Annotated in this window: 14 protein-coding genes and 1 tRNA gene; 7 read left to right on the plus strand and 8 right to left on the minus strand. The window is 65.6% G+C overall.

The window, feature by feature from the left end; translation table 11 throughout:
• The first annotated feature begins 112 nt into the window (after positions 1–112).
• The 3 genes from cruF (at position 113) to ACFQEU_RS04165 (ending at position 2,231) form a co-directional block, all read left to right on the plus strand.
• Entirely contained in the window at positions 113–901 is a 789-nt protein-coding gene (cruF, locus tag ACFQEU_RS04155) for a bisanhydrobacterioruberin hydratase (protein ID WP_379779587.1), read from the plus strand.
• Positions 902–1,199: 298 nt separating this feature from the next.
• Entirely contained in the window at positions 1,200–1,757 is a 558-nt protein-coding gene (locus ACFQEU_RS04160; RefSeq protein WP_379779561.1) for a hypothetical protein, read from the plus strand.
• Positions 1,758–1,805: 48 nt separating this feature from the next.
• Entirely contained in the window at positions 1,806–2,231 is a 426-nt protein-coding gene (locus ACFQEU_RS04165; RefSeq protein ID WP_379779563.1) for a universal stress protein, read from the plus strand.
• A 35-nt stretch (positions 2,232–2,266) separates the two neighbouring features.
• Here ACFQEU_RS04165 and ACFQEU_RS04170 read toward each other — a convergent pair whose 3' ends face one another.
• On the minus strand, positions 2,267–3,832 hold the full coding sequence (locus ACFQEU_RS04170) for a methyl-accepting chemotaxis protein (RefSeq protein WP_379779565.1): 1,566 nt from the start codon (positions 3,830–3,832) through the stop codon (positions 2,267–2,269).
• A gap of 176 nt (positions 3,833–4,008) precedes the next feature.
• Between ACFQEU_RS04170 and ACFQEU_RS04175 the strand changes: the two genes are divergently transcribed.
• Positions 4,009–4,776, plus strand: a complete 768-nt coding sequence (locus tag ACFQEU_RS04175) for an MBL fold metallo-hydrolase (RefSeq protein WP_379779567.1) — start codon at positions 4,009–4,011, stop codon at positions 4,774–4,776.
• Between the two features lie 114 nt (positions 4,777–4,890).
• A complete protein-coding gene (gene moaA, locus ACFQEU_RS04180; RefSeq protein ID WP_379779569.1) occupies positions 4,891–5,907 on the plus strand; it encodes a GTP 3',8-cyclase MoaA in 1,017 nt (338 codons plus the stop codon).
• A gap of 6 nt (positions 5,908–5,913) precedes the next feature.
• Here moaA and ACFQEU_RS04185 read toward each other — a convergent pair whose 3' ends face one another.
• The 4 genes from ACFQEU_RS04185 to ACFQEU_RS04200 all read right to left on the minus strand — a co-directional run bounded on the left by ACFQEU_RS04185 (position 5,914) and on the right by ACFQEU_RS04200 (position 8,861).
• The gene (locus tag ACFQEU_RS04185) at positions 5,914–7,137 is read right to left on the minus strand and encodes a nucleotidyltransferase domain-containing protein (protein WP_379779571.1); all 1,224 of its coding nucleotides are present in this window, start codon (positions 7,135–7,137) and stop codon (positions 5,914–5,916) included.
• Positions 7,131–8,045, minus strand: a complete 915-nt coding sequence (locus ACFQEU_RS04190) for a hypothetical protein (protein ID WP_379779573.1) — start codon at positions 8,043–8,045, stop codon at positions 7,131–7,133. Before ACFQEU_RS04190 ends, ACFQEU_RS04185 begins: the two co-directional genes overlap by 7 nt.
• A gap of 242 nt (positions 8,046–8,287) precedes the next feature.
• Positions 8,288–8,419 (minus strand): hypothetical protein, encoded by a 132-nt coding sequence (locus ACFQEU_RS04195; protein ID WP_379779575.1) that lies wholly within the window; start codon positions 8,417–8,419, stop codon positions 8,288–8,290.
• Between the two features lie 160 nt (positions 8,420–8,579).
• A complete protein-coding gene (locus ACFQEU_RS04200) occupies positions 8,580–8,861 on the minus strand; it encodes a PqqD family peptide modification chaperone (protein ID WP_379779577.1) in 282 nt (93 codons plus the stop codon).
• Between the two features lie 140 nt (positions 8,862–9,001).
• Here ACFQEU_RS04200 and ACFQEU_RS04205 point away from each other — a divergent pair, with 140 nt between their 5' ends.
• Entirely contained in the window at positions 9,002–10,813 is a 1,812-nt protein-coding gene (locus ACFQEU_RS04205) for an ABC transporter ATP-binding protein (RefSeq protein ID WP_379779579.1), read from the plus strand.
• A 45-nt stretch (positions 10,814–10,858) separates the two neighbouring features.
• Here ACFQEU_RS04205 and ACFQEU_RS04210 read toward each other — a convergent pair whose 3' ends face one another.
• The 3 genes from ACFQEU_RS04210 to ACFQEU_RS04220 all read right to left on the minus strand — a co-directional run bounded on the left by ACFQEU_RS04210 (position 10,859) and on the right by ACFQEU_RS04220 (position 12,662).
• Entirely contained in the window at positions 10,859–11,869 is a 1,011-nt protein-coding gene (locus ACFQEU_RS04210) for a methyltransferase domain-containing protein (RefSeq protein ID WP_379779581.1), read from the minus strand.
• A 62-nt stretch (positions 11,870–11,931) separates the two neighbouring features.
• Entirely contained in the window at positions 11,932–12,363 is a 432-nt protein-coding gene (locus ACFQEU_RS04215; protein WP_379779583.1) for a lasso peptide biosynthesis B2 protein, read from the minus strand.
• A 224-nt stretch (positions 12,364–12,587) separates the two neighbouring features.
• Positions 12,588–12,662, minus strand: a tRNA-Arg gene (locus ACFQEU_RS04220).
• A gap of 142 nt (positions 12,663–12,804) precedes the next feature.
• On the opposite strand from ACFQEU_RS04220, the gene ACFQEU_RS04225 reads away from it, so the two are divergent.
• Positions 12,805–16,689, plus strand: a complete 3,885-nt coding sequence (locus tag ACFQEU_RS04225) for a nuclease (RefSeq protein ID WP_379779585.1) — start codon at positions 12,805–12,807, stop codon at positions 16,687–16,689.
• The last annotated feature ends 60 nt before the right edge of the window (positions 16,690–16,749 follow it).

Here is a 16,749-nt window from a genome sequence, read left to right on the forward strand (position 1 = left end):
GGCCGGCGAGCGCCCGACCGAGGAGCAGTCGACGGCACGGCGAACGGCCGGCGACGACGCCGGTGGTCTCCGCTCCCGGCTCCCGGGGACGCGTGGGGAAGCCGAAGCGGTTCTGGACCGCCTCGTCCGGGAGAACCGGTTCACGATCGCGGTGTTGTTCCCCGCTATCGGGGCGATCACGCTCGTCGGCAGCGCGGAAGGGTGGGTGCCGGACCCGCTCGCGTTTAACCCCTGGTTCGTGTTGTTCGGCGTGCTGGTGATGCGGTCGCCGCTCGTCGTCGGCGTGCTCCCGACGCTCGACCGGAAGGCCGTGGGCTGGATCGGTGTGTTGGTCGCGTACACGTACGCGATCGAGCATCTCGGCGTTCGGACCGGGTGGCCGTACGGGACGTTCGAGTACACGATCAGCCTCGGCCCGATGCTCGGCGGCGTGCCGCTCGCGCTCCCGGTATTCTTCATCCCGCTCGTCGTGAACGCCTACCTGTTGTGCCTGTTGCTGTTGGGCGGGCGGGCGTCGAACGGCTGGGTCCGGCTGCTCGCCGTGGTCCCGACCGTGGTCGCCATGGACCTCGTCCTCGACCCCGGCGCGGTCGCCGTGGGGTTCTGGGACTTCGGTGGCGGGGCGTTCTACGGCGTGCCGCTCTCGAACTACGCCGGGTGGGTGTTGTCGGCGACGGTAGCGGTGATCTGTCTCGACCGCGCGTTCGAGATGGCTTCGATCCGTGACCGGCTGGCGAACTGCGAGTTCATGCTCGACGACATGGTGAGCTTCGTGATCCTCTGGGGCGGGATCAACGTGTTCTACGGCAACTACGTCCCCGCCGCGCTCGCGCTCGCGTTCGGTGTCGGGCTGGTGAGGACTGACCGGTTCGACTCCGGACTGTTGGACCCGCGGCGGTAGGCGTTCGTCGGCGTCCGTACGGACCCGGATCGCCCCTCGCTTACTTATATACTGTCCGCGTCGCGCTCCACGACCACTTATATACTGTCCGCGTCGCGCTCCACGACCACATATATAGTCCGGGATCCGTGTTCATCGGCGGATCGGTGTTCGGTAGGAACGGGACAACGGAGGCGAGCGGCCGAGTCGAGTGGCCGGTCCAGGCGACGGCGGGAACCCGACATCCCTTATATACCCGCCGCCCGTCGATACGGTATGAAACGGATATCGACGGGTGGCGGTCGGCGGTGCGGGGGCAATGAGTAGTCTCGCGATCCAGTACGGCGACCACGAACGGGTCGCGGAGATCGTCGACCGACTGTTGTTCTGTGCCGAACACGTCAGCGTCGATTTCGACGGGTGGGGAGAGCCACACGTGAAGGGTCCAGGGCTGTACTTCGCGGTCATCGCCGACCGAGAGTACGGGTCGTACGCGGACCCGATGGGCGACAACCGGTGGCCCCGGGGTCGCTGTCACACCGTCTTCAACGAGGACGAGTTCGTCGAGGCCGCGGAGCGGGTGAGCCTCCAGGCCGACGGCGGGATCGTCGTCGCGGTCGACGGCGAGATCGAGGGGCAGATGGTCCGATTCCGGGACCTGGGGACGCGGCGTGAGGAGACCGACCTCGTCGACGACGTGGCGTACGAGCCGTGGATGGGGTCGCGTCACATGAGCGCGATCGAGACGTCGGTCCGGCCGGAGGTCGTCGCGACCGTCACGCTCAGCGAGGAAACCGGTCGAGTCAGCCTCTTTCGCGACGGGGAGGCCGAGTCGATGGCCCGTGACGCGATCGGCGGCCCCTGGCGCGGAGAGTAGCGCGCCGGACCGCCCACCGTTATGGTTCCGGCCCGTGAATCGTCGGGTATGTACGACCACGTTCTGGTGCCGACGGACGGTAGCGAGGCGGTCGAGCGAGCGCTCGATCACGCGATCCCCCTCGCGGCGGACCACGACGCGACGATTCACGCGCTGTACGTCGTCGACCGCCGTGTAGCGACCGCGGGGTCGAGCGAGCTCCACGACGAGGTCATCGCGGATCTGGAGAGCGAGGGCGAAGACGCGGTCGCGGCGGTCGCCGAGCGCGCCCGCGAAGCCGGCCTCGACGTCGAGACGGTCGTCCGAACGGGGACTCCAGACACCGAGATCGTCGCCTACGCGGAGGGGGCCGACATCGACGTGATCGTGATGAGTCCGGAGGGGAAATCCCCCCGCGAGCGGATCCAAGCGCTCGGCAGCGTCTCCGACCGCGTCACCGACGACGCCACCGTCCCGGTGTTCCTGATCAAGTAGCGACGGCTCGACTCCCGGCCCGCCGCCCCGGCGGACTACTCCACGAGATCGTCGACCGAGTCGCCGATCTCCCCAACCCGCTTCCGCTGTGCGTCGGTCGCGTCCGCGATCCCGCTAGCGCGATCGGCGACCGCGTCCGACGACTCCGCGGATTCGTCGACCATGGCCGCGACTTCTTCGACCGACGCCGCCTGCGAGTCCATCGCGTTCGATACCTCCGTGACCCCTTCTGACGCTTCCGTCACCGCGTCCTCGATCGCCTCCAGCCGGTCGAGCGCGTCGTCCACCTGCGCGGTCCCCTCGCCGACGCGCTCCGTCGTGCGCTCCAGCTCCGCAAGCGTCGACTCGCCGCGTTCGGCCATCCGGTCGACCGTCGACTCGATCTCCGCGGCGTGCTCGCTCGCGTCCGCCGCGAGCGTCTTCACCTCGTCGGCAACGACTGCGAACCCGGCCCCGGCTTCACCCGCACGTGCCGCCTCGATGGACGCATTCAACGCGAGTAGGTTCGTCTGGTCGGCGACACCGGAGATGACATCAGTGACGCCGCGGATCTCCTCGACACGCTCCTGTAGTCGGTCCATCTCCTCTCTGACGGCCATCGTAGCCTCGTCGATCGATACCATCGCATCGGCGGCGTCGTCCGCGGCGTCGACTCCCTGTTCGGCGAGCGCGGCGGCGGTGTCGCTCGTCGTCGCGACCTCCTCGGCGGTCGCCGCCACCTCCTCGACCGTCGCCGTCATCTCGTTCGCCTCGCGGGCGACCTGCGTCATCCGCTCGGACTGTTCTCCCGCGAGCTCGTCGATCCGATCCGCCTCGCTCGCGACGTTCGCGGTCGATTCTTGCAGGTCGTCGATGGGGTCGCCGACGCGTTCAGCGACCTCACGCGAGAGCCGTCGCTGTCGCGCCGCCTCGCGTCTCGCGTCCTCCGCGTACGAGTGAACGTAGGTGTCGATAGCGAGCTGCTGATCGAGGAGGAACGCCTTAAGTACCGACAGCGCCTCCGTTTTGAACTGCTCGACCGCCCGAGCAGCCTCCGACGTCTCCGCCGCCTCAGACGTCCCCGCCGCCTTAGCGTCGCCCGACGTGACTCCGGTCGTCGCTTCCTCCACGCTCCCGGCCGACTCCTCATCCGGGGGCTCGGTCGTGTCCACTGCGCGGTCGGCGAGCACGTCGAACACCCCCTCGTAGTACACCGCGTACTGGCCCAGGTACGCGTCCGGTTCGAGATCGAGGAGGTCATGGAGCCGGCCAACCCGCGCCCGATCCGCGAAGTAGTCGCGACCGTACTCACCCTCGACAAGCCGTTGGAGATACCGACGCTGACCCTGTTTCAGCCCTTCCATCGGCATCGACGACCGATCGAGGGTCGCACGCACTTCCTCGTCCGTGTGGATGTGTTCGTAGAACGCTTCGACGATACCCTCCGCCGCAGGTTCGAGATCGGGAGCGATCGCCGCGAGCCGCTCCTCGTCCGCCCCGGTGAACCGTGTGTACTGCTTGCGACGCTCCATCTCCACCTCGTCGATCCCGATGTCGGCCAACAGCGTCTCGCCGTCGACGGTCGCCCGCGTTTCGTCGTCGATCGCGACAGACTTGCTCATGGGAACACGAACTCCGGGATCGATATATGAGCGTTCGTCCCCGATTATCAGATCGGTTTTCGCCGTGCTACCCCGCGTTCGGCCATCGACCCAGCGGGTCTCTGTCCCGTGATGTGGATACGGATACGCCGGACCCAGTCCAGCGTTTACTTGTCACTGGGAACGGAGCTGTTCGTATGGAACTCACGGTTCTTGGCACTGGGAGCGCGATGCCGGTTCCCGAGCGCGTCCAGGCGGGGTATCTCCTCGATGACGGCGATCGGTCGCTGCTCGTCGACTGCGGCAGCGGCGTCCTCGGACGACTCTCGGGGACAGGGACCGGCTACGAGGGCGTCTCGACCGTTCTCCTGACGCATCACCACCTCGACCACGTCGCGGACCTCATGCCGCTGTTGAAAGCGCGGTGGCTCGCCGGCGAGGAACACCTCGAAGTGATCGGCCCGAGCGGCACGAAGTCGCTGGTCGACGGGCTGCTCGACGTCTACGAGTATCTCGACGGCCGCGTCGACCTCGCGGTTCGTGAGGTGTCGCCGGCGCGGTCCTTCTCCGCCGGCGGGTTCGAGGTCGCGGCCCGCGAAACCCGTCACTCGATGCCGTGTCACGCCTACCGGTTCTCTCCCCCGGGAAGCGATCGCGACCCCACCGACGGGCCGCTGACGCTCTCCGGCGACTCCGAGGCGTTCGCCGGGCTCGCGGCGTTCGCGGACGGCAGCGACGTGCTCGTCCACGACTGCGCGTTCCCCGACGGGACCGACGTCTCGAACCACCCGACGCCGACCGCGCTCGGCGAGGTACTGGCGGGCGTCGACGTCGAGACGCTACTCCTCTCACACCTCTATCCGCATACCGGTGGCCGCGAACGCGAGATGGAAGAGAGCGTCCGAACGGCCGGGTTCGACGGTGAGGTACGGGTCGCGGAGGACGGGCTCCGCGTCGATATCTGATCGAGATCGGCCTCGACGACGCGCCCGGTGTGTCGCCGAGGAGTAATTGATACTGGTTACACGAAACCGTCCCTTACCCGGGCGCTTAAGCGTTCGTAGTCGCTTCCGTTCGATATGACCGAGCCGCTCGCGGACGATTTCGGACGGGAGGTGACAGGGGTACGGGTCTCGCTCACGGACCGGTGTAATTTCGACTGCGTCTACTGTCACAACGAGGGGCTCGGGGACACGCGCGGCCCGATGGAGCCGAGCGAGGACGAGATGAGCGCCGACGACGTCGTCCGCTTCTTGGAGGTCGTCGAGGGGTACGGCGTCGAGAAGGTGAAGTTCACCGGCGGGGAGCCGATGCTCAGACAGGACCTCGAGGAGATCATCGAGCGAACCCCGGAGTCGATGGAGGTGTCGATGACGACGAACGGCACGTTCCTCCCCGGTCGTGCCGAGGACCTGAAAGCCGCCGGGCTCGACCGGGTCAACGTCTCACAGGACGCGCTCGACCCCGACGACTTCGCGGCGGTCACGAAATCCGGTGCGTACGACCAGGTGTTGGAGGGCGTGAAGGCCGCGGTCGACGCCGGGCTCGACCCCGTGAAACTCAACATGGTCGTGTTCACTCACACCGCGGGGTACGTCGAGGAGATGGTCGAACACGTCGCTGACAACGAGGGGCTCCAGCTCCAGCTCATCCAGTACATGCCGGAGCTCACCGGTAAGCCGGAGTGGAACGTCGACATCGGACGCGTCCACGACTGGCTCGCCGATATCGCCCATCGCGTCGAACACCGCGAGATGCACGACCGCAAGCGGTACTTCGTGGGCGGCGACGGCGATGGGGACAGCACCGGCGACGGCGGTGGCATGGTCGAGATCGTCGACCCCGTCGAAAACGAGGAGTTCTGTGCCAACTGCGGGCGCGTCCGCGTCACCCACGAGGGGTATCTGAAGGGGTGTCTCAACCGCAACGACGATCTCCGTTCGATGGGCGAGATGAGTCGCGAGGAGATCGCCGAGGCGTTCGAGACGGTCGTCGCCAACCGAGTCCCGTACTACGGCGAGTATCTGATCGAGAACGACGACGGCGAGTACGAGCTGAACGAGAAGTACCTCGGGACGCCGAGCGCGGCGGACTGACACGCGTCACAAGCGGTCCCGGAAACGAGCGCTCACGTCCGAGCTCGCTGTGCCGACGCCGTGCCGCTCGACGAGGTGACGAAGCGGGAGGAGGAGATAGTACATCGGATGAAGCCGTCCGGGGAGCGGTAGCGCCCGGTACTCCGTGAGTCCCGGATGTAGTCGGGAGTGAAACAGAACTGTCCGGACGGCGTCCCCGAGCGAGTCGGTCGCACGCGTCGTGTAGGCGAGCAGATCGCTCCGCTCGGGACGCCCGGCCGTCTCTGAACACAGCTCCTCGACGGCTGCCGCGGCGAGGCGGTCGGCGCGTGGATCGCTCGCGACTCGCTCGCGGAGGGGTTCCGGACTGATCGTCCCAAAGAGCCGGTCGACCAGCGCGACAGCGATGAGAAGCCGCCGATCGCTGTCGCGTCGGCGTGCCTCTTCGATGACCCGCTGCCAGTCCGGGTCGGTCGCCGCTAGGGCGGCAGCGAAGTCGCACGTCCACTTCAGCAGGTGCCACTTGTGTTTGGTCCCGTGAAACGCGAGCATACGAAGCCGGTCCACGGGTGCGAGCGCGGGTACGTCGGAGCCGGCGACGGTGACAGCCTCCCGTCGGTCCCAGAGCGTCTTCACGTCCGGATCGAACGGCTGTGCGGCGTCTCCTACCCCACAGCGAACTTCGACGTGTGTCCGGTCGCGTCGGAGCTCGTATTCGGGCACCAGCGGTATCGTGAGCGGCCCACCGAGGACCGGCGAATCGTCGAGCCTCGGCGCGTCCGTCCACTCGTATCCACGGGCTTCCAGCACGTCGACGGCGTCCGTCAGGTCCTCGCGGGGGACGAGCACGTCGAGATCACGGTACGCTCGCATGCCGACCTCGCCGTAGGCGAACGCCTCGAGCACCGGGCCCTTGAACGGAAGTGCACGAACGCCGCCTTCTTCGAGCGCACCGAGGAGCTCGTGAAGCTCCGTCGCGAGTCGCACGTCGCGCATCGCGGTCGACCTCGTTCGCTCGGTCAGCATCGCCCGAATGCGGTCCGGTACGTCGACCACGGTGTCGGCTCGTTCGAGTTCCCGAACTCCGCGGTTCAAAAGCGGCGTAACGCCGTGTCGGCGGCTTAACTCGAGAACGCGTTCCCAGTCGGGGTCGCGAGCCAGCAGCGTCTCGCACCGATCGTCCGCCTCCACTTCCTCGGGGCGAACGCACCGGACGAGGAGTTCGAACTCCGTGGACGCGCCGGTCAGCATGGTGCGGCGAGATCGTCTACCACCCGACCGACGAGCCGCGGTAACTCGTCGAGGTCGCGCGGCCGGCGGAGGCGCTTGACGGCCACCGCCGACGCGAGGTCCGAACACCGGTCGAAGTTCGAAATCGCAGTCGCATCGTCCCGGAGCAGTCCTGCCGTGTAGGTGTTCTCGATCAGGTTCATGATCTCCCTGTTGGGGTTCGTTCTCGTGATTTCTAGGCGGTCGGCGTCCTCGAGAACGTACACCCGATCGAGCGGCACTGGCGCGGACGGCTGTCCGTGCGGGAGCGGGTAGAAGTGGCGCTCCCGCGCGTCGCCGATACGCTGCGGCTCCCCGACCGGAACGTCGAAGCGATCGACGACCTCCGGACCGAGCTTGATGGCGGGATATCCGGCGCGGACCGCAGGGCCGGTTTCACCCGACACGACCGTCGCCGCGTCGTCGCTCAGGACGCGATAGCCCTCCAACAGGAACGCCGTCGCGGTCGTCGTTTTCCCCTGTCCGGAATCGCCCAGAAAGGCGACGGCGACGCCATCGATCTCGACGACGCTCGCGTGCAGGACGAAATGGCCGCGCTGGTGAAGCAGGTGGTTGAACGCCGGCCCGAGGACGACGTGTCTGAGAATCTCGTGCGGTACGTCCCCCGCTGGATCGATGACTATCTCGTTCCCCTCCCGAATCGCCACGTCGACGAGCCCGTAGCGCAGGTAGTACTCGGCCCGCCCTGCGCGCTCGACCATCCCGTCGTCGGCTGTCGCGAGCTCGGGGCAGTCGACCGCTCCGACAGCGATCGTTACGTCCGCCTCCGTACCCACCGATCCCTCCCACCGCGGAAGCTCCGGGAGATCGAGACCCGATCGTACCGTCAACCCGAACGCGGAGTACGACCGTCCGGAATCAGCCTTCACGCGGACCACCCGCGGAGCGCACACTGACCGTTCAATTTCACGAGCGTTGTCCGTCCGCATCCGCTGGCAGCGGCCCACATGTCCTAGCCTATCGGCCGATCGAGTATATCTATGCACTCGCTAACCCGTGTTCTCGGAGGGAGAGCGACACTGCTCGCCGGACCCGTAACTGGCGATGTGCAGAACGGGTCCCGAACGCGGTTCGGGATCCCGTCGCAGCAGCCTCCTCGGGGACAGTTGCGCTAGTTTGCGCCGCGACCGCGGCCATCACCGCCGCGCCCGCCGCGGCCGCCGTAGCCGCCATCGTGCCCCGATTCGGAGAGCTTCTCGACGCTCCCGTACGTTTCGACGGTCGGTTTCGCGTAGTCCTTCATGGGTATAATACCCGACCGACACTTCCGAGAGAACGCTTATTGTTATACCACGGTTTCTGAACGGTGTTACAACGTACACCGTCGCTTATCGGGGATTTCGGCTGCGCGCTACGCTCGTTAGGGGAACGATACGCCGTCGTCGCTCATCGTCCGCTCCAGCTCACGGGTCGACCTCGACGAGCTTCTCGTCGACCATCGTTCGCACGAATTCGAGTATATCCTCCTCACAGGACGCGTCCGCCACGTCGTACTCCTCCGCGATCGTGTCCGCGAGGTACTGAACCGTCGTGGGCTCTTGCAGTAGTTCCCATACGCGAGGGCCGACGCCGGTGAGCCCTTGATAGGTGCCGGTTTCGGTGTTGAGAAGCACCAGCTCCCCGTCGACGGTGGTCGTGGTCGGATGGTCGCTCGCAGCGACGGTCGTCGTCGTATCGACGGACATACGTCTCCGACGGTCCGGTCGGGAAATAGTTAGTTACCGACTGAGACGCGGCCGACCTCGGTCACCGCCAGCGCTTCGATCGATTCGTGCGGTCGTACCCTCCGTATAACTAACCTACCTATGCGTGAGGGTCGTACCGTATGGCGGAGCCGGATATCTCGACGGGTGAAAAGCTGGAGTCCCTCAAGCAGGTCGCTCGGCACCGTCCGCTGTTCATGGCATCGGTCCTCGTGTTGAGCCTCGTTTCGACGCTCTTGGAAGGGATCGGACTCACGTTCCTGTACCCGATCATCACGGCCGCACAGGCCGAGGGGGACGCGGTACAGAACGCTGATGGAGTCACGGAGCTGTTCTTTCAGGCGTACTTAACGCTCGGACTGCCGTTCACGCTCGAGTTCCTCATCGTCGGGCTCGCGTCAGTCATGGTCGTCCGATACTCCGTGTCGTTTCTCGCGAAGTGGCTGTCGTCGGTTCTCACCGTCGAGTACGAACGATATCTCCGAACGCACGCCTACGAACTCGCACTGGGTGCGACGGTCTCGTACTACGACGACGAGGGGTCAGACGACATTCTGAACGCGATCATCACACAGACCCAGTACGCCAGTGGAGCCATCCAGCAGATCCTCTCGCTCGTCCGCCAGACGTTGCTGTGTCTGATGTACGCGTCGATCGCGCTCGTTATCGCCCCCGTTCTCACCGTCGTGGCAACCGTGGTTTTCGGCGGCTTGACCTACCTGATTCGACACGTTCTCGAACCGGGATACACCGTCGGGGACCGAGTCGCGACCGCGAACGAGCGGGTTCAGGAGAACGTTCAGGCCGGCACACAGGGGATCCGCGACATCAAGCTGTTCGGCATGACCGATCACCTGCTCTCGGAGTTCCGGACCACCATCGATCGGTACACGAACTCCAGTATTGCGTTGTACCGAAACCAGATCGCGATACGGAGCATCTACGAGCTCGGCGTCGCGATCGTTCTCTTCGGGTTGATATACGTCGCGATCTCGCGCCTCGCGCTGTCTATCTCGGCGCTCGGCGTTTTTTTGTTCGCCATGTTCCGTCTCGGCCCGCGGATCAGCGGGCTGAACTCGATGGTGTACGCCATCGAGGGAAACCTGCCGCACCTCGTTCGGACTCACCGATTCATCGGTCGATTGGAAGAACGCCAGGAGCCGGACGGCGGAACGAGGTCGGTTCCGAATCCCATCGACGAGGTCGAGTTCGACGACGTGTCGTTCACCTACGACGGTGAAGACGGTCCGGTGCTCTCCGATATCACCCTCCGAATCGATCGCGGGGAGTTCGTCGGGATCGTCGGCCAGTCCGGCACAGGAAAGTCGACGGTCGTCTCGCTTCTAGCCCGTATCTACGACCCGACCAGCGGGGAGATCCGAGCCAACGGCACGTCGATAGAGGAGTTCGATCTTCGCGAGTGGCGTTCGAACGTCGCGATGGTACGTCAAAACCCCCACATCTTCAACGACACGCTCCGGTACAACCTCACGACTGGCCGAGATGTCTCGAAGGGTGAGCTCCGGCGCGTCTCGGAGGTCGCACAGATCTCCCACTTCCTCGACGAACTGGCGGCGGGGTACGATACCCCCCTCGGCGACGACGGCGTGAAGCTCTCCGGCGGCCAACGACAGCGAGTCGCCCTCGCGCGAGCGCTGCTGAGCGACGCCGAGCTGTTGATCCTCGACGAGGCGACCAGCGACCTCGATTCGGATCTCGAACGACGCATCCATGAGACGATAGAGCGCCTCGGAGACGACCGAACGGTGATCGCCATCGCCCACCGTCTCTCGACGGTTCGCACCGCAGATCGGATATACACGGTCGAAAAAGGCCGGATCACCGAGTCCGGAAGCCACCACGAGCTACTGCGTAACGACGGGAAATACGCGTACCTCCACTCGATACAGCACGACAGCGGCGAGCACGCGTGAGGTCCGCGCGGGTTAGCCCCCGTCCGCTTCGACGCCACTTCGCACTCAGTCGGCGAGTGATACGGACCACGTGTCCACGTCGCTGAGGTCGCCGATGGAGACGCGGTACGAGATGCGCTCCCCGTTCGCGTACGTCCGTATCGGCGTCCGAAAGAGCGGGTTACCCCAACTCGTCGGTCCCGCCTCGTCGGGGCTCGTATCGAACTGCGTCTCGTCGTCGAACACCGTCCGAAAGAACAGACAGATCCCGTCGATCTCGCCCGGCTCGGTTACCGTCCGAGCGACCTCGAACTCCGTCGGCACGGAGGAGCCGTCGGACATATCGTCGAGATCGACGGACAGCACCGGCTCCGGTTCCGACAGGAACGATTCGAACTTCTCGTGTCCGACGAAGCGCCAGGAGTGACTCGGTTGGCGGTACTCGTTCGTCTCACCGAGCAGGTCGAGGAACTCGAAGCTGACGTCGTGTACCGGTTCCTCCCAGAGATACGGCACCCGAGAGTCGTCGTTCACACGGACCGGTTCCGCGAAGAGCTCGAACCGCGCCGGTAGGACCCGCCCGTCGTCCGCGAGCACGCGCCGCTTCAGATCGAGGACGTTTTCGAGCATGTTCTCGTCGAAGAGCGCAGCCCCCATCTGTTCGTGAAGGATCACGTCGACCGCCTCCGAACAGGTGAACTCTCGACTGTTCGTTTGATGGAATTCGACGTGTTCGATCCCGTTGTATTCGGCCGCGATCTTCGCGATCTCGATGATCTCCGCGTGATCGATCGCGTGGACTGTTGCTCCCTGCTGAGCGGCGAGGAAGGCCAGAATGCCGGTGCCCGTTCCTAAGTCGACGACCACGTCGCCCGCCTCCACGTGTCGCTCGATGCCCGCGGCGTAGGTATCGACGCGAACCGGGTCCGCAAGCATGCGCTCGTGTGCACAGAGAGTGCTGAACTGGTCCTCGTTCGTGAGATCGTACAGAGCGTTCGAGACGGTCTCGTTCGACCGCAACCGACGGAGCGTCGACCGAACCGATCGGCGGACCGTCCCTTTCATTGATGTGACCATTGAGTCGGTGTAGCGCGGACGGACGTTTCAGTATGGACTTCTTATTGGTCTTCAACGAGCACTCACTTCGGGCAGTAGCTGTCCAGCAGCCGAAACCGAGCGTGATCGTCGACCTCACCGATCACGACTTCGCCCTCGTGTATTACCCACGCATGGGCTTCGAACGCCTCGTCTTTCGCGACGCCGAGACGGATCTCGGTTCGATAGCCGTTCGCGTCGAACAGCCGCTCACCGACGACCGCTCGCATCAGACAGGAGAAGTATATCGGGAGGGCGGTGTCGACGGTGTTTACCGCCCACGGAACTCGTCTCGGGTCCCGAACCCTCCGGTAAGGCGGAAGCGCTCGGACGAGCAGGTCGAGCGCTCGGTGAGTGGGGTCCAAGCCGACGATCGTCAAAAGCGATCGGCTCGCGACCAGCGAGACCGTCGTCGTGGCGAGTAGCTGGCGCTCTTCTCGGGACAGGGAGGCGATCTTACGTAGCGCGGATAGCATTGCTCCCCGCGGTCGCTTCGTACCCGGTGGCTCCCGACACGATAACCACCGCTTCATCTCCAACCATACGTGAGATCGACGCCCGTTCACCGATAGTTATTTCCGGATTTACCCGCCGGTTTCGGCACGGGCACGTGGGATTCGAACTCGATAGGCGGCTCGTTCTACTCGTCTCACGACGTTCGAATCGCCGTGTCGTCACTCCTCGCTTTGCTCGGAGACGACGAGCACGATGGGATTCGAACCCACGACCATCGGATTAGAAGTCCGACGCTCTATCCAGGCTGAGCTACGTGCCCTCGGATCATCCGTCGGCAGCGGCGAATAAAAACGGTCGTGGTTCGAGCCGGTCGGGACCCCGTCACCGGTACCGAACCGTAAGTACATATTTCTACGAACCGAACATAGCAAGTTTTTAAACTAATCGCCGGAGCTAATGTCATGGGTTATCACCCATCAGATGACGGCGGCGGAATCGGGAGACGCGGGTTCTTGGGGCTGACCGGTGCCGCACTCGGTACGGCGGCGGTCGCGTCCGGCTCGTCGTTCTCACCGGTATCGGCACTGACGAACACGGACGTCGACCTCGACGCGGTCTCGTTTTATTCCCCGGCGAGCCAGATCGCGGCCGACGGCGAGAGCGAGCTCGCGGACCCGGAGCAGGTGGTAGTGTGGGCACCACCGGACTCGGTGAACTTCGAGACGACGGACGACGGCCCGACGACGGTCGTGTACGAGGAGAACCCGATCCCCCTCGTCTCCGAGGACGGGCCCGTTGTCGGGTTCGGGTCGGTCGACCTCGTCAGCGACGACCAGGGCGGGTTCGACCTCGACAACGAGGAGTTCCTCCTCAACGTCTTCGACGAGAAGATGGGCGGGAGCGGCACCGTGCTCTGGGACGAGGGACACGACCAGTTCGGCGGCCTCGCGCTCTCGAACTACAACTCCTTCGACCAGTACGCGGCGAACGCGGGCTACGACCTGACGGCGACGACGGACGTGCTCGGGACCACGTCGCTGCGGTTCCCCTCGACCGCGAGTCAGGTCAACCCGAGCGGCGGCCCGCTGACGAACTCCGAACACGTCGTGGTGTGGGCGGAGGACACGGCGGAGAACGTCGATAACGAAGAAGACGGTGCGTACATCTACGCCGACGACGAGGAGATCCCGCTCGTCTCCCGCGACGGCGACGTGGTCGGCCTCGGCACGCCGGAGATCATCGAGGACGGCGATCTCACGGCCGCCAACGAGGCGTTCGCGCTCAACCTGATCGCTGACACCGTCGGGTCGAGCGGCACGCTGGTGTGGGACGACGCACACGACACGTTCTACGACTCCTCGAAATTCGACGCGTTCGCGGACGCCGTCGAGAGCGAAGGGTACGCGTTCGAGGCGACGGACGACCTCCTGGGCGACAGTGTCGGCGGCGTCGACGAGCTGGAGTTCTTCTCGACGGCGAGCCTGCTGGACGAGAACGGCGACCCGCTCACCGACGAGAGCCTGATCGCCGTGTGGGCGGAGCCGACCGCGGAGAACGTCGACGAGTTGGGAACCGGCTTCGTCGACTACGCGGACGTCGACGCCGACATCCCGCTCGTCGCGGTCGACGACGGCGTGGTCGGACTCGGAACCGAGCTCGCGCCGGACGCGAGCGGCGAGGACGACAACCGCGAGTTCCTCGTCAACGCCTGGGAAGACCGCCTCGATGGAACCGGTACGGTGCTGTTCGACGAGAGCCACGGCCAGTCGCTGTCGCTCGACGACTTCTCCGAGCTCGAGGCCGTGGCCGAGAGCCGCGGGTTCGACGTCGAGTCCGTCGCCGACCCCATCGCCTTCGAGGCCGCCCTCGACGACGTCGACCTGCTGATGGTGGCGAGCGAGGACGACGACATCGCCGGCGGCTTCCCCGAGGACGACCTCGACGCGCTCGCCGATTTCGTCGACGACGGCGGCGTCCTGTTCCTCCACGACACTGCCGACTTCGGCGGAGACTCCACGGACACGCTCAACGGGATCGCCGAGGCCGTCGACGCGGCGTTCCGGTTCAACACGGACCAAGTCGTCGACGAGGAGAACAGCGGCTTCGCGTCGTTCGTGCCTCGGACGAGCAACGTCAACGACGATTTCGGCTTCTTCACTGCCGACGGCGGCGAGGAGGGCGACGGCGAGATCCCCGGCGACGCGCTGTTCGTCCCCTCACCTGCGGACGCGTACACGGACGCGGAACTCGACGCGCTCGTCGACTTCGTCGCTGATGGCGGGAGCCTCTTCCTGCTCGACGAGTCGGAGTTCGCCAACGAGGAGACGGCGAATCTCAACGCCATCGCCGACACGCTTGACCTCCCCTTCCGGTTCAACGCGGATCAAGTCGAGGACTTCGAGAACAACGCCGGCGATCCGTACCTCCCGACGACGACGAACTTCAACGAGGGATTCGACGTGTTCGCGGGGCTGGACGCGCCGGGACTCGACGAGGCCGACGGGCTCGTGGTTCCGTCGCCCACGGAGGCGTTCTCCGGGGCCGAACTCGATGCACTCGACGAGTTCCTCGCGGACGGCGGCGCGCTGTTCCTCTTCGACGAGTCGGACTTCGGCGGGCAGGGGAACACCGCGTTCGGCTTCGACGAAACGGAGAACCTGAACGCCATCGCCGAGTCGGTCGACCTGGCGTTTCGGTTCAACTCCGATCAAGTGAACACCGCCGATGGCGACTTCGATGTCGCCACGTCGAACTTCAACACGTCGTTCGACTACTTCGGCGCGCGCGAGGACTCGATCGGGATCGACTTCCAGCGCGACGAGGCGTACTACGGGCGCGTCGTCCGGGTGTTCGACGGCGACACCTTCGAGGTGGAGTTCGACTCGGAGTACGACTATCGCGACGTGATCCGGCATCTCGGGTTCGACACCGCGGAGACGCCACCGGCGACGAACGAGACGGAGGAGTGGTTCGGCATCGAAGACTTGGACCACCTCGACACGTGGGGCGAGAACGCGACGGAGTTCGCGCTCGATCTGATGGCACCGGACGCGGAGGCCGGCGAGACGGACGTCGAGGGACGACGGGTCAAGATGGAGTTCGACGAGGTCGAACCCCTGCGCGGCAACTTCGGTCGCCTGCTCAGTTACATGTACTACGACCCGGACGACTTCGACGCCGACGCCGACAACGCCGATGCGCCCGACGACGCGTACACGGGTGAGTACGACGCCGACTACAACCTCGAAACGGTCGAGGAGGGGTACTCGCGCGTGTACTCGTCCGGCTTCTCGCGGCACGACGAGTTCGCCGCCGTCGAAGAGGCGGCGCTCGCGGATGGGCGCGGCGTCTGGAGCGCCGCGGACTTCGACGCGCTCGATCCGATCCGGAACGAGCCGTACGAGGAGCTGTTCGTCCCCCGGACCTCCTCGATCACGACCACGGACGGCCCGCTGACGGCCGATAGGGTCCCGGTGTACGCCGGGGAGAACGCCCAACAGGAAGCCTTCGAGGACGGTGAGAACGGTACCGGCGGGTTCGACGGGTACGAGGACCCGCCGCTCGTCGGCGTCGACGAGGACAATCGCGTCGCGATGGTCGGCGGATTGCTGTTCAACGAGACGTACGAGGAGAGCGAGGGATTCGTCGACACGAGCGGGTTCGGTAACTTCCCGTTCCTGTACAACTTGGCGAGCTACCTCTCGAACAACGACGGCGACCTCCTCCTCGAAGGCGGCCATGCCCAGTTCGACGTGGAGGGGTCGCTCTCCCTGGAGCGCGTCCAGTTCTTCCTCCGGTTCGTCGAGGGTGTGGGGTCGCGGCTCCGGCAGTTCAACGACGTGGTGAACACGCTCCCCGCGGCGGACGAGCCGACCGCGGTGTTGCTCACCTCCCCGGGACGCGCGTACACCGACGCGGAGCTCGACGCGCTCGCCGAGTACCGCGACGAGGGTGGCGCAGTCGTTCTCCTCGGATCGACCGCGGCGTCCGGGGAGAACCGGTCGAAGCTCGATGACGTCGCCGCCGGACTGGGCTCCGACCTCCGGATCAACGGCGATCGGGTCGTCGACGACGCCGACAACCTCGATGACGACCCGGCGATCACGGTCACCGACCGATTCGACGAAGCGTTCCCGCTGTTCGACCCGGTCGGCGAGGGGCCGCTCGCGGGGGTCGACCCCGAGACGCAGGCGTATCTCGAACTCATCGCGAACGACGAGGGGAAGATCGACCGTGACGCGCTCGACGGGGCGACCGCCGACTGGGCTGCGGGGCGGATCGACCGAGAGACCCTCGATGTCGTCGTTGAAGCGTACACCAACGGCACCGTGGTGGTGGCCCCGTGAGCGCCGCTGACCAGGGCGGCGACCGCCTCCGGGCGGTCGCGCTGGCGGCCGTGATGCTCG

Source organism: Halorubrum tibetense (assembly GCF_042661865.1).
Lineage (GTDB): Archaea > Halobacteriota > Halobacteria > Halobacteriales > Haloferacaceae > Halorubrum > Halorubrum tibetense.